A 13,174-nucleotide genomic window follows, 5' to 3' on the forward strand; every position below is an offset into this window, starting at 1 on the left:
GCTACTCCTTCGGGAGGGACGGCCGGGGCGTGTCGGACGTCCCGTGCCTCGGGGTGTGCAGGATTCCGCTGATCAGTACCTGGAAGCCCCAGTGCATACGGGCCTCACCGGGCCCTGAGAGCAGTTCGGTGCCCGCGGCGGTGACGTGCGGATGCCGTTCGCCGGAGGCACCGTGCAGTGCGGCGGCGAGCGCGGCCCATTCGCCGGCGTCACCCTCGGTGTCGGCTGGGTCTCCGGGGGCGTGTTCGGCGGCGGTCGCGGTGGCGAACTGCAGCAGCAGGTCCACTGCCCAGGCCGCTCGGGCCCGGGGGATGCCGCCCTCGCCCATCAGGGAGAGCAGTGCGTCCAGCAGGTCCAGGTAGCGGTCGCCGAACGGGCGGGACACCAGGGCCGAGCGGGCCAGGCCCGGGTGCTCGAACAGCACGGCCGTGTAGGAGGTGAGCACCTGGACGAGCCGGTCGCGCCAGTCGCCGTCCGCGCGGGCCGGACCGAGGTCGACGGCGCCGAGAAGCTCGTCGAGTACGGCCGCGTGCAGTTCCGCGGTGTTGCGTACGTAGACGTAGAGCGAGGCCGGGCCGGTGTCGAGCTCCTGTGCCAGGCGGCGCATGGTGACCCGGCGGAGACCTTCGGCACGCATCAGCGCCACGGCGGTCTCGATGATGCCTTCCCTGGTCAGGGCTGGTTTCGCCGGCCGCTCGCGACGGCTCGGGCGGGGTGCGGGGTGTGCTGTCACCCCTCGAAGGTAACGAACATGTTCGTTGCGAACAAGTACGTGACGAACATGTTCGTCATTCTCCTCGGTCGACCGCCGCCGCATCTCGTCCACTCGTCCCGGGTGAGTAGGCGTACTCATGCCCTCGCTCCCCCGCTCCAGCACGATGGAGCGACCCGGACCAAGGAGCCCACCCGTGAACGGACTTCGCCTCTCCTCGCTCACCCGCCACCCTGCGTCCGACGGCCTGCCGCAGCCCGGTGCCGGTGCCGGCCGGCGGGTCCTGCCCACGGCGCTCGTCGCGCTCGTCGTCGCGGGTCTGGCCGTCTCCGCCTGGAACCCGCACGACCGGACGACCTGGCTGCTGGAGACCGTGTGGGTGCTGCTCGGGCTGCCCCTCGCCGTGCTGTTCCGGCGCCGCTTCCCGCTCACGGACCTGCTGTACTGCCTGCTGGCTGCCCACGCGTTGGTCCTCGCCGTGGGAGGCCACTACACGTACGCGGAGGTACCGGCGGGCGACTGGGCGCGGGACCTGCTCGGGCTCTCCCGCAATCCGTACGACCGGTTCGGTCACCTCATGCAGGGATTCGTGCCCGCCATTCTGGTGCGGGAGGTGCTGAGCCGGACCTCACCGCTGCGCGGCAGCCGCTGGCTCGCACCGCTGACCGTGTGCGCGTGCCTGGCCTTCAGCGCGCTCTTCGAGATGTTCGAGTGGGCGGCCGCGGTCATCGGCGGTCACTCGGCGGACGCCTTCCTGGCCACCCAGGGCGACGTGTGGGACACCCAGTGGGACATGTTCTGCGCGCTGATCGGAGCCACGCTGTCCGTCCTGCTGCTCAGCCGGGCGCACGACCGGCAGCTCGACGCACTCCGGAGCGAGGGCTTCGGACAAACGTCCGGTGACATGGTCGCCCGCTGACGGTCCCGCGGACGGCACGACACACGTCGGCGCCCCCGACACGCCGAACGCCGACCGCCGGCCCCGGTGCCGCGGGCCGGCGATCGGCGTCCCGGTCGGGACTCTCGCGGCCCGCTACCAGCGGCTCTCCACCTGCTCCTTGATCCGGCGGTCGTAGAGCTCGTCGATCGCGTCCAGCGTCTGCCGCGACAGCGGCGGGAGCTTCGCGGCCTCCGCGTTGGCGTGGGCCTGTTCGGGTGAACGCGCGCCCGGGATCACCGTGGTGACGCCGGGCTGCTGGATGATCCAGCGCAGCGCCAGCTGGGCCGGGGTGCAGCCTTCCGGCGCGAGGGCGGAGAACTCGGCCGCCGCCTCCACGCCCGTCACGAAGTCGACGCCCGAGAAGGTCTCGCCCTGGTCGAAGGCCTCGCCGTGACGGTTGTACGTACGGTGGTCGTCGGCCGCGAACACCGTGTCCTTCGTGTACCTACCGGAGAGCAGTCCGGAGGCCAGCGGAACACGGACGATGATGCCGACGCCCGCCTCCCGGGCGGCGGGAAGAACCTGCCGCAGGGGCTTCATGCGGAACGGGTTGAGGATGATCTGCACGCTCGCGACGTTCGGACGGGCGATCGCCGTCAGCGCCTCGTCGCAGGTCTCGACGCTCACTCCGTACGCGGCGATCCGCTCCTCCTCGACCAGGGTGTCCAGCGCGTCGAACACCTCGTCCGACGAGTAGACCGGGGTCGGCGGGCAGTGCAGCTGCACCAGGTCGAGGCGGTCGACGCCGAGATTGCGCCGGGAGCGGTCGTTCCACGCGCGGAAGTTGTCGAGGACGTAGTTCTGCGGGATCTGCTCGACCCGGCGGCCCATCTTCGTCGCGACCATCACATGCAGGTCGGGGCGGCCGCTCACGAAGGACGCGATCGTCTGCTCGCTGCGTCCGTCGCCGTACACGTCCGCGGTGTCGAAGAAGGTCACCCCGGACTCCGCCGCCGTCTCCAGCACCGCCTTGGCGTCCTCCGCGCTCACGTCGCCCCAGTCGGCGCCGAGCTGCCACGTACCGAGACCGATGACCGATGCCTTCTGACCTGACCTGCCGAATTCACGCTCGTCCATGTGATCAGTCTGTCATCCCCCGACGACAGCGGCGGCACCCCGGCCTCGCGACGGCCGCCGCCGCGCTCGGCCGTCGCCCATGTGCTCGGCCGTCCCGGACGTGCCACGCCGGGGGTGCCGCCCCGCCGGCCGTCAGGGCGTGGTGAGCCGGGCCAGTTCGGTGCCGGCCAGCAGGAAGGCGCCGACGCCGAAGTCCGCGGTGCTGTCGTAGGTGACCGGCTGGCTGGATTCCGGGCGGTCGCCGACGTTCTGGACATAACCGAGGAAGCCGTCGGGGTGCACGGCCGTGGTGACGAGGCCGTTCCAGGCGCGGGCGGCCACCGGGAGGAAGGTGTCCCGGTCGACCAGACGGGCGCCGACCGCGTACGAGGTGCCGTACAGGAGGAAGGACGTGCCGCTGGTCTCGGGGCCGGGCAGATGGGTCGCGTCGGCGAGGTTGACGTTCCAGAAACCGTCGCCGCGCTGCACGGCCGCGGCGGCCCTCACCAACCGCGTCAGTGTGTCGCGGTACTCGGCGGTGTGACGCTCCGTCGACGGCAGCGCCTTGAGGGTCTTCACATGACCGCCCGCCACCCATCCGTTGCCGCGCGACCAGACGACGGGCCGGCCCGAGGGCGAGACGATGCCCCCGGGGAGGAAGCGCGCGTCGCGGTACCACAGGCCCGTCGCGCCGTCGTACAGGCCGGGGCCGCCCTCGGCGCGCTTGGTGTGGCCGTAGAGGGAGTACAGCTTCTGCCAGTACTGCGGGTCCCGGCGGAGGGCGCCCAGGCGGGCGAAGGGCGGCATGGCCATGTGGAGGGCGTCGTCCCACCACCAGTCGTCATTCTTGTCCGGCTGGTCGGTGTAGACCATGCGGTGCAGGGAGGTCTCGATCGCGGTGAGCTTCCGCTCCTCGGGCTCGATCTCGTACAGGTCGAGGTAGGCCTGCCCGGCGCACTGGTTGTCCGCGTGGCGTGTGGTGGCCCCGCTGTTGAGCCCGTAGGCGTGCCGGTCCGCCCAGGACCGGGCGTAGGCGAGGTGGCGCGCGTCGCCGGTCAGGCGGTGGAGGGCGAGCAGTCCGCTGAAGAAGGTGGCGTTGGCCCAGCCGTTGTCGCCGGAGTCCGGGTGCGCGGCGATCCAGTGGTCGGCCACGCGCCGCAGGACGGCGACGACCTCGCTCCTCGAAGGCAGCGGTGCCGCGCCCCCCGCCCTCGGCGGAACCGTGGTCCCCGCGGCTCGCGCGGGCGTCGTCAGAACGGGGTGGAGCGAAGCGGCGGCCGCGAGAGCGGTACCGCCGGCCAGCAGGTGTCGTCTACGCATATGAACAACTCCTACGGATGGGGATTTCCCATCCTCAACTCCCGTCCCGTGCACTGTCCATGGCCGGTCGTCAACTTGGCGCGAACCAGACCGAGTTCATGTCCACGTACGATCGTCAGGTGACGAGACCGCCGCCACGCGGTCCGCCGCCCCCGCCGGACGGTGTCGTCCACCCGGTTCCCGACCCGGCGCCGCACCCCACCCCGCGTGCGGTGAGCTACTGCGTGTGGTCATCCATGCCCTGGTGTGCACGGTCCGTGAGCTATGTTGAACCCTCGTGGGACACGAAGGAGGCACATCGGTGCCATCGCCGCAGCAGGCACGCGCGCAGGCGTCCGCGATCACGTCGGGAAAGACGGCTCCGGAGGCGGGCGCGGCGCCCGCGTCCCAGCTCCGGGAACTGTTCGACGGGCCGCGGCTCTCGCCGGGGCAGCGCCGTATCGCCCAGTACCTGATCGAGCACATCACCGAGGCCGCCTTCCTGTCGATCACCGATCTCGCGGAGCGCGTCGGGGTGAGCCAGCCGTCCGTGACCCGGTTCGCCGCCGCGGTCGGCTTCAGCGGTTACCCCGCGTTGCGGGAGAAGCTCCAGGCCATCGCGCTCAGCACACTGGGCAGCACCCCGGGCGCGCCGGCCGAGGACCGCGGCAACGAGCTGCAGGCCGCGGTGGACGTGGAGATCGACAACCTGGAGAACCTGCGGCGCGACTTCGCCGACCCGGACCAGGTGATCGAACTCGGCCGCGCGCTCTCGCAGTCCACACCGCTGACGGTTCTCGGGCTGCGCATCTCGGTGTCGCTGGCCGAGTACTTCGCCTACGCGGCGCGCCGCATCCACCCCGACGTACGGGTGGTGACCCGGGGCGGAAGCGTCGCGTACGACGCGCTGCTCCAGTCGCGCGAGGCGGGCGGCACCTGGCTGCTGGCGTTCGGAATGCCGCGGCACGCGCAGGAGACGCTCACCGCGGTGCGGGTCGCGCGCAGTGCCGGGCTGAAGGTGGCCCTGATCACCGACCTGGCGCTCGGACCGCTGGCCGACGAGGCCGACATCACCTTCACCGTCGGCACCGGCTCCCGGCTCGTCTTCGACTCGTACGCCGCGCCCGTGGTCATGTCGGCGGCGCTGCTCCAGGCCATGACCGACGCCGATCCGGAGCGGACACAGGCCCGCCTGGAGGAGTACGAGCAGATCGCCGAACAGCACCAGTTCTTCCTGAAGGACTGACCTTCGCACGGAAGACCTGAGCATGCCAGGCCCTCTGCCCAAGGTTCTGACACCCCCTCCCCCACCGCGCGTCACCACGGCATCACGGGACCTATCGCCCCATATCACGCATGAATTTTTTCATGTCCTTGCGTAACTGCCGGTATATATAAATACTGCTCGCGGATCGCGACCAGGAGGCCTCCGGGTCGCGTCCTACGACCATCCGGGGCCGTCCGCTCCTACCCGCAACGGGTTCCGGGTGATCGGACGGGCTCCGTGCGAACGGGGCCCGAGGTGGCGGCCCCGGCCTTTCCCCTGGACCGGGGCCGCCCCAGAACCGTTGCCCCCTTGCCGCCGACGTGACCCGGAAGCGATGAACATGGCCCTGACGTATTCCCCGATCACCTCGGACTGGCCGTGCCAGGTCAAGACCCCCGGCAGCTTCGACTGGGAGCGATCGGCCACCAAGTGGCTGCGCGAACTGGTGCCGGCCCGCTACGCGAGTTATCCGACCCTGATGAAGCACCCCGTTCTGCTCGCCCGCCACGCACAGATCCAGGTGCAGCACGAGATACGCGTCGCCCGCACGGCCCTGCAGACCGCCCGCTCCGAGCTGCCGGCCCTCGGCCTGCACGAGTCGGTGATCGAGCACACCATCAAGATGTACGCTGCCGAAGTTCTGCAGCTCAGTCATATCGCCCGCAGCGTCCGAGCGGTCACCCACGCGCTCACGGACAGCGCCGCCACGCGAAACTGAGGCTCCGGGGCCGGGTGACGGTCCCGGTGCAACGACCACCGGGAGACGTCGTGAACGCACAGGGGCCAAAGGCCGTGGACGACGGCGCGGCGGAACGAACGGCCGTGCCACGGACTCTCGATGTGCGGTGGATCCACGGATCGCCGTCGGCCAAGCACAACACGGACCCGGACCTCCAGGTGCACGTCCACGACGCGGACACGGTGATCCTGCGGCAGAACATGGCCGTCGACTACGAGGCCCCCTTCCTGTTCCTCCTGTTCGGCGAGGCGCGGGCCGTGCTCATCGACACGGGTGCCACGGCCTCGCCCGCGCACTTCCCGCTGCGGCGGGTGGTGGACGGGCTGATACGCGACCGGCTGGCCGCGCGTCCCCGGGACGACTACGAGCTGCTGGTGCTGCACACCCACCCGCACGGCGACCACGTCGCGGGGGACGGCCAGTTCACCGACCGCCCCCGCACCAGGGTGGTGGACGCGGCCCTCGACGAGGCGTGGACGTTCTTCGGATTCGACCGGGACCCGGACGGCGTCGCCCGCGTCGACCTCGGCGGCCGGGTCCTGGAGTGCCTGGCCACGCCCGGGCATCACGCGGCCTCGGTGACGTACTTCGACCCCTGGACCGGTTTCCTCCTCACCGGTGACACCGTCTACCCCGGCCGGCTGTACGTCGAGGACTGGCCGGCCTTCACCCGCACCGTCGACCGCCTGATCGGTTTCTGCGCCGACCGGCCGGTCACCCATGTGCTCGGCTGCCACATCGAGATGACCCGGCAACCGGGCGAGGACTACCCCGTGCGGACCACCTACCAGCCCGACGAACCGCCCCTGCAGATGACGACGGCCCAGCTCCGCGACATCCGCGCGGCCATCGACACCGTCGGCGACCGGCCGGGCCGGCACGTCTTCGACGACTTCGTCCTCTGCCGCCGTGACCTGCCCGAGGGCGCCGCCGAAGGCGCGTAGAGGTCGTCGCCCCGCACATGGCCGAACCCGGGGCGGTACGAACGCCATGGCCGGGAAGACGACAGGGAGAAACCGAACTTCCCGCCGACACCCCTGGACGGACTCATGGATTCCACGGCATGGACAGTGGTCGTCGTCGTCGCGATCCTGGGTGCCGTCGCGCTCGCGGTGGCGATCGCGCTCCTGGCCCGGCTCGTACGGGCGCGACGCGATCTGCGGCGCGCCGGACTCCCGACCGGCTCCCGCTGGGTCTTCTGGGGCGCCGTCGCCTACCTGCTGCTCCCGACCGACCTGCTGCCCGACCCGATCTACCTGGACGACATCGGCGTCCTCCTGCTGGCCCTGCGCTCGTTGCGCCGCCCGGAGCTGCTCGACGCCGACGAACCCGGGAACCCTCCCGCGCGCACCGGACGTTGACGGGCTGAGCGGGCCGGAGTCGAGGACGCCCGCGTCGGAGGTCCGCAGGGACCACCACTTCGACGGGCGGCACGATGAGCGAGCTGGTTCCCGGGGGCAACGTACCCCTGCCGGCCGGCACCCTGACGATCCGGGTGCCGGGCCCCTTCGACGTCTCGGCGCTCATCACCGACGACACCGGCAAGGTGCGCGGCGACACCGACTTCGTCTTCTACAACCAGCCCGCGGTGCCGGGTGCCCGGCTCACCGGGGAGAGCCTCACGGTCGACCCGCCGGGCCTGCGCTCCGGAGCGAGCCGGGTCACCGTGCTCGTCACTCCGGCCGATCCCGGCACACCGCTGGGCCGGCTGCCCGCCCCCACCCTGCTCGTCACCGGTTCCGGCGGGCGCACCCTGGCGCGCTTCACTCCCCCGCGCCCGCAGCGGGAGACCGTGCTGCTGCTCGCGGAGATCTACCGGCGTGGCGCGGAGTGGAAGCTGCGGGCCCTGGGGCAGGGGTACGCGGAGGGACTGGCCGGCATCGCCCGGGACTTCGGGGTGGACGTCACCGAGGACGACACCCCGCCGGCCGCGGCACCCGATCCGGACGGCTTCCTGGAGCTGGTGAACTCCGTGCGCGCGGCCGCCGGTTCCCCACCCGTGTCGCTCGACGCACGGCTCGCGGGCGCGGCTCGGGCGCACGCCTCCGACATGGCGGCGCGCGGGCTCCTCAGTTCCCAGGGCGCTGACGGGACCTCGGTCTACCAGCGCGTCACGGCCGTGGGATACGCCTATCTCACCGTGGGCGAGCACCTCGTCTCCGGCCCGCGCACACCCGGCGAGTTCGTCGAGTACTGCCTCACCACCGAGCAGTCCCGCGCCACCCTGTACGACCACGCGTACACCCAGACGGGTCTCGCGTACGTCGCCGCCCCCCGTTCCGGCGACCTGTACTGGACGGCGCTGTGGGCGCGGCCGTTCAGCACCGACGGACTCGCGCGGACGTCGCGGGAGGTCGTCGCGCTGACCAACACCGAGCGGGCCGGCGAAGGCCTGCCACCGCTCCTCGCCGACGCGCCGCTCACCAGCGCGGCCCAGGCGCACAGCGACGACATGGTGGCCCGCGCCTTCTACTCCCACACCTCCCCCGACGGCCGCCGGCCCTGGGACCGGGCCGCCGCGGCGGGCTCCGCGCGCCGGACCATCGGCGAGAACATCGCCTGCGGCCAGCGTTCTCCCGAGGAGGTCGTCCGAGGCTGGATGAACAGCCCCGGACACCGCGCCAACATCCTCAAGCCCGACTTCACCCACATAGGCATCGGCCTCGCGGGCGGCGGCGACGCCGGCATGTACTGGACCCAGCTCTTCGGCGGCTGACCCGACCCATTCTGACGTACCTTCCGATTCCCCTCCGTGCCGTGCAACCCGGGGGCCTTCCGGCGCGTAAAGAGGGTGTCGACGCCGCGTCCGCGGCACGGTTCGCGCCGGACGTCCGCACCGGCGGCGAACCCGGTGGAGAGAGTCGGGAGAAGAATCAGATGGTCTCAGGATCGGTGGGCACGGGTACGGCGCTGGGCGCGGTACTGCTGTCCCTCGTCGCGCTCCCCGCGCAGGCGGCCTCCGCGGCGCCGGGCGACTCGGGCACCGGACGGGTCACGAGCGTCGCGGCGGCGAAGTCGGGTGCGCCCGACGACGCCGGGCTTCAGGGCGTGCTGCACGCGGCGCTGGCCCAGGGAGCACCGGGTGCGATGGTCCGGGTCGACGACGCGGGCACCGTCCACGAGTTGTCCGAGGGGGTCGCCGACCGGGCCACCGGTCGGTCCATCACCGCGGCCGACCGGTTCCGCGTCGGCAGCGTCACCAAGAGCTTCTCCGCCGTGGTCCTGCTGCAGCTGGTCGACGAGGGCAAGCTGAACCTGGACACCTCGGTGAACACGTATCTGCCGGGGCTGCTGCCCGACGACAGGATCACCGTGCGCCATGTGATGAGTCACCGCAGCGGTCTCTACGACTACACCAACGACATGTTCGCGCAGACGGTCCCGGGATTCGAGTCCGTCCGCAACAAGGTCTTCAGCTACCAGGACCTGGTGCGGCTGTCCCTGAAGCACGCGCTCACCAACGCGCCGGGGGCGGCCTACTCGTACTCCAACACCAACTTCGTCGTCGCGGGCATGCTCATCGAGAAGCTCACCGGGAACGCGGTGGCCAAGGAGTACCAGAACCGCATCTTCAAACCGCTCGGCCTGACCGACACCTTCTACGTGCACCCCGGCACCTCCATCCCCGGTACGCACGCCAACGGCTATCTCACCCCCGACGCGGCCGGTGCGGCCCTGGTCGACTCCACCGCGCAGACGGTGTCCTGGGCACAGAGCGCGGGCGCGATCATCTCCAGCACGCGGGACCTCAACACGTTCTTCTCCGCCCTGATGGCCGGAAAGCTCATGTCCGCCGCGCAGCTCGCCCAGATGCAGCAGTGGACCACCGTCAGCAGCACCCAGGGCTACGGCCTCGGTCTGCGCCGCCGTGACCTGTCCTGCGGTGTCTCCGTGTACGGGCACACCGGCACCGTGCAGGGCTACTACACGTACGCCTTCACCTCGAAGGACGGCAAGCGCAGCGTCACCTCGCTCGCCAACACCTCGAACAACGCGAACGTGCTCAACACCATGGCCGGCACGCTGGAGTCCGCGTTCTGCGGCAAGTCGTCCAAGGCGACCCGGCGTGCCATGGCGCCCGCCGCGCCCACGGAGCGGTACGAGGACATCGCGCCGGGCATCGCCCGCGACTGACGGGCCAGGGTGCGGCCGGACCGGCGCCGGCCGCACCCGTCACCCGGGTCGGCGCAGGCCCCGGTAGAGCCGGGTCGGCCGGTTTCCGGCTCCGCGCCCGATACTGGTGGCATGGGATTCGCCGTCTTCATGACCCTGCCGGGACTCGTCGTCGTACTGACCCTCACGGCCTTCGCCGACCAGGCGCTGCTGCGCGCCGGACGGGCCGGCCTCCTGCCGTGGCGGAACGGCGCGCGGCAGGGCCAGATATCCGCCACCGGCTTCGAGCAACTGCACGCGAGTCTGTCGCCGGGCAAGCAGCACGAGCTCAAGGAACGGCAGTCGGCCCTGGTGATGCGGGACGACGAGGAGGACGGGGCGCCCGCGCACCGTACGACCGTCGATCTGAACGCCGGCACGGCGGTCGTGCGTCCGGGGCGCCGCTCATGACCTTCGACGACCTTCTGGAACGGGCCGCGTCCCTCGTCCGTCCGGGCCGGCGGGCGATCCTCGGCGTCGCCGGAAGTCCCGGAGCGGGCAAGACGACGCTGGCCGAGCGGCTGGTCCGGGAGCTGAACGGCGACGGCTCCCGCTGGGTCGCGCACGTGCCGATGGACGGGTTCCATCTCGCGGACGTCGAGTTGGAGCGCCTGGGCCGCCGGGACCGCAAGGGCGCGCCCGACACCTTCGACGCGGCGGGGTACGCGGCACTGCTGCGCCGGCTCCGCGACGAGGAGCAGGACGACGGCATCGTCTACGCGCCGGGCTTCGAACGGACCCTGGAGCAGCCGATCGCGGGCGCCGTCCCGGTCCCCCGCACCGCCCGTCTGGTCATCACCGAGGGCAACTACCTCCTCCTGCGCGACGCGGCATGGGAGCGCGTACGGGCGCAGCTGGACGAGGTCTGGTTCTGCGAGCTCGACGAGACCGAACGCGTACGCCGTCTCGTCGCCCGCCACGAGGAGTTCGGCAAGGACCACGACACGGCGGTGGCCTGGGTGCTCGGCACGGACCAGCGCAACGCCGATCTGATCGCCGCGACGCGGGCCCGTGCCGATCTGGTCGTGGGACCCGAGGTCACCGCCTCCGGATCCGTGCCCCGGGTTCCCCCCGCGCATCGCCCGCCGGACTCCCGATCAGTGCGGTGAACGCCTCGGTTCGGATCGTCAGCCCCTCGGGCGCGTGCTCCACGACGGGGGCGAAGGGACCCGGGGAGCCGTAGCGCACGGCGAAGACGTGCAGGTCCTCCGGGGCGCCGGGAGCCGGCCCCGCCTCGAACGCCGTGGAGGCGACCAGGTGGCGCCAGCCCTCGTCGGGGTTGCCGTAGACCCGGGGGTCGGCGGCGAGGACGAAGGCCGCCTCCTCCTGGGTGGTCCGCGCGCGGGCGTCGAAGCGGTCGGCGCCCTCGGTCCGCGGGTGCGTCAGCCGAAGGGTGCCGGCGGACACCACGTCCGCCGCCGCGACCCTGCGGACCCGGTCGCCGTCGTCGGCCGCGTACGGCATTCCGGCGAGCAGGTACGGGTCCCCGTCCAGCCGTTCGACGGCGACCGTCGTCCACAGGCTGGTGCCGTCCGTGACGTACAGCGACCTGACGTGGCGCAGGACGTGGTCGGGGGTGACGACGGGCTTGCTGACGAGCTTGGCCGTCAGTCCGTCGCTTGCCAGGTCGCGCACCCGCACCGCGCCCATAGGGCGGGTCAGCAGGAAGCCGTCGACGACCGGCCCGAAGCCGTGCTGGCGGTTCACGGCGGCGGGCAGCAGGTAGGTGCCCGCCGCCTCGACCAGGGACGGCGTCATCCGGTCGTCGAACGCCACCGAGACGGTGCCCGCGCGCAGTTGGTGGCGCACCGGTGCCGTCCTGGGTGTGCGGTGCCACCGGGCCGTGTCCTGGATCTGCCAGACCAGCATGAAGGCGAAGTGGCCGTCGACGGCGCCGTCCGGCCCGGTCGCGTGCCGTCCCCAGCGGGTGTCCCCCCGGTAGCGGCCGAGGTCGGCCCCGATCCGGCCGCCGAAGCGGCGCAGGCCGAGAACGGCCTCGAAGCCGCAGTGCTGTTCGCTGTAGCGCGGACCGCCGAGGTCGAACCCACCCGCCGTCAGCCGTGCGTCGAGGTAGCGGGCGAGCGTGTCGCCGTCCTCGGCGAAGACCGGCTCTCCGCTCACCCGGTGGGCCTGGGCGAGGAAGGACAGGGAGATCGGTCCGTAGTTGTTGTCGTAGGCTCCGCCGTGTTCCGGGGGCAGGAGGGCTCCCCGGTCGCGGACGCGGCGGGCCCGGATCTCGTCGGTGTACAGCCGCATCGCGTGCGACCTGACCGACTCCCCTTCCACCGCCGGGAGATGGCGGGCGAGCATCAGTCCGCCGACGACGCAGCCGATGGCCTGGTTGCCTGCCTCCTGCGGGTTGAAGAAGGTCACCTCGGTCAGCCGACGCCAGTATCCCTGTGCCACGTCCCGCAGTTCGCCGTGCTGTGCGTCGTCGACGAGCCCTTCGGCCAGGTCCAGCACGGTGACCGCCTGGAGCAGCGCCCACACCGTGCTCGGCCAGTCGCCGATGGGGTGGGCGCCGTCCTCCAGTACGTAACGGGCGTACGGCATACCGGAGTCACGGATTCTCAGGTTGGGGTAACCGGGGTTGTCCCGCGTGAAGACGCGCTCGCGCAGATGGAAGGCGAGGCTGCGGCGGACGGCGTCCGGCAGGCGCGGGTCCCCGGTGCGCTGCCAGGCGAGCGCCAGCAGCGAGGTGACGCCGAGCGACGTGTCGCCGATGTCGTCGACGGCTGCGGGGTGTTCGAGGCTGCCGTCCGGCGTCAGGCGGGCCAGCGCCTCCTCGGTGACGGCGGCGAGAACGGTGTCGTACGCCGCCGGGTCGTCCGGCAGATCGTGCAACCGGCCGCGCTGGTAGGGGAGATGCACGAGATCAGCCCTTCGCTGCGGAGGTCGCCGGTCCCTGCACCAGTCTCCGCCGGAAGACGGTGAGGCAGGTGAGCGTGGGTGGCAGGGCGCGTGTCGACCTGGCGAACATCGCGCCGGGGACGAGAGGCCGGCCGACGC

General features: G+C 71.7%; 13 protein-coding genes. 9 read left to right on the forward strand and 4 right to left on the reverse strand.

Features of this window, described 5'->3' with window-relative positions; genetic code table 11:
• Position 1 precedes the first annotated feature (1 nt).
• Complete coding sequence (locus tag OG199_RS05390; protein WP_356799186.1) at positions 2-733, reverse strand: TetR/AcrR family transcriptional regulator; 732 nt, start codon at positions 731-733, stop codon at positions 2-4.
• Between the two features lie 226 nt (positions 734-959).
• Between OG199_RS05390 and OG199_RS05395 the strand changes: the two genes are divergently transcribed.
• Positions 960-1,631, forward strand: coding sequence for a DUF2238 domain-containing protein (locus OG199_RS05395; protein WP_405834442.1), 672 nt, complete (start codon positions 960-962; stop codon positions 1,629-1,631).
• 114 nt (positions 1,632-1,745) lie between these two features.
• Here the strand turns inward: OG199_RS05395 and OG199_RS05400 are convergent, their stop codons facing one another.
• The gene (locus OG199_RS05400; RefSeq protein ID WP_405828286.1) at positions 1,746-2,729 is read right to left on the reverse strand and encodes an aldo/keto reductase; all 984 of its coding nucleotides are present in this window, start codon (positions 2,727-2,729) and stop codon (positions 1,746-1,748) included.
• A gap of 132 nt (positions 2,730-2,861) precedes the next feature.
• Complete coding sequence (locus OG199_RS05405; protein ID WP_405828288.1) at positions 2,862-4,028, reverse strand: glycoside hydrolase family 88 protein; 1,167 nt, start codon at positions 4,026-4,028, stop codon at positions 2,862-2,864.
• Positions 4,029-4,329: 301 nt separating this feature from the next.
• Here OG199_RS05405 and OG199_RS05410 point away from each other — a divergent pair, with 301 nt between their 5' ends.
• The 8 genes from OG199_RS05410 (at position 4,330) to OG199_RS05445 (ending at position 11,274) form a co-directional block, all read left to right on the forward strand.
• Positions 4,330-5,253, forward strand: a complete 924-nt coding sequence (locus OG199_RS05410; RefSeq protein ID WP_356799180.1) for a MurR/RpiR family transcriptional regulator — start codon at positions 4,330-4,332, stop codon at positions 5,251-5,253.
• Positions 5,254-5,614: 361 nt separating this feature from the next.
• Positions 5,615-5,992, forward strand: a complete 378-nt coding sequence (locus OG199_RS05415; protein WP_356799178.1) for a hypothetical protein — start codon at positions 5,615-5,617, stop codon at positions 5,990-5,992.
• A 104-nt stretch (positions 5,993-6,096) separates the two neighbouring features.
• Complete coding sequence (locus OG199_RS05420; protein ID WP_405828290.1) at positions 6,097-6,957, forward strand: MBL fold metallo-hydrolase; 861 nt, start codon at positions 6,097-6,099, stop codon at positions 6,955-6,957.
• 105 nt (positions 6,958-7,062) lie between these two features.
• Positions 7,063-7,374 (forward strand): DUF1232 domain-containing protein, encoded by a 312-nt coding sequence (locus OG199_RS05425; RefSeq protein ID WP_266705394.1) that lies wholly within the window; start codon positions 7,063-7,065, stop codon positions 7,372-7,374.
• A 74-nt stretch (positions 7,375-7,448) separates the two neighbouring features.
• Positions 7,449-8,729, forward strand: coding sequence for a CAP domain-containing protein (locus OG199_RS05430; protein ID WP_405828293.1), 1,281 nt, complete (start codon positions 7,449-7,451; stop codon positions 8,727-8,729).
• Positions 8,730-8,890: 161 nt separating this feature from the next.
• A complete protein-coding gene (locus OG199_RS05435) occupies positions 8,891-10,147 on the forward strand; it encodes a serine hydrolase domain-containing protein (protein WP_405828295.1) in 1,257 nt (418 codons plus the stop codon).
• A gap of 111 nt (positions 10,148-10,258) precedes the next feature.
• Positions 10,259-10,576: a DUF6191 domain-containing protein gene (locus tag OG199_RS05440; RefSeq protein ID WP_356799170.1), complete on the forward strand. Its 318-nt coding sequence runs from the start codon at positions 10,259-10,261 to the stop codon at positions 10,574-10,576.
• Positions 10,573-11,274 (forward strand): nucleoside/nucleotide kinase family protein, encoded by a 702-nt coding sequence (locus OG199_RS05445; RefSeq protein WP_405828297.1) that lies wholly within the window; start codon positions 10,573-10,575, stop codon positions 11,272-11,274. Before OG199_RS05440 ends, OG199_RS05445 begins: the two co-directional genes overlap by 4 nt.
• On the opposite strand, the gene OG199_RS05450 is transcribed toward OG199_RS05445, so the two are convergent.
• Positions 11,204-13,036, reverse strand: coding sequence for a hypothetical protein (locus OG199_RS05450; protein ID WP_405828298.1), 1,833 nt, complete (start codon positions 13,034-13,036; stop codon positions 11,204-11,206). The two genes, OG199_RS05445 and OG199_RS05450, sit on opposite strands and share 71 nt — an antisense overlap.
• Between the last annotated feature and the right edge of the window lie 138 nt (positions 13,037-13,174).

It is taken from the genome of Streptomyces sp. NBC_01176 (assembly GCF_045039825.1).
In the GTDB taxonomy this organism is placed as follows: Bacteria; Actinomycetota; Actinomycetes; order Streptomycetales; family Streptomycetaceae; genus Streptomyces.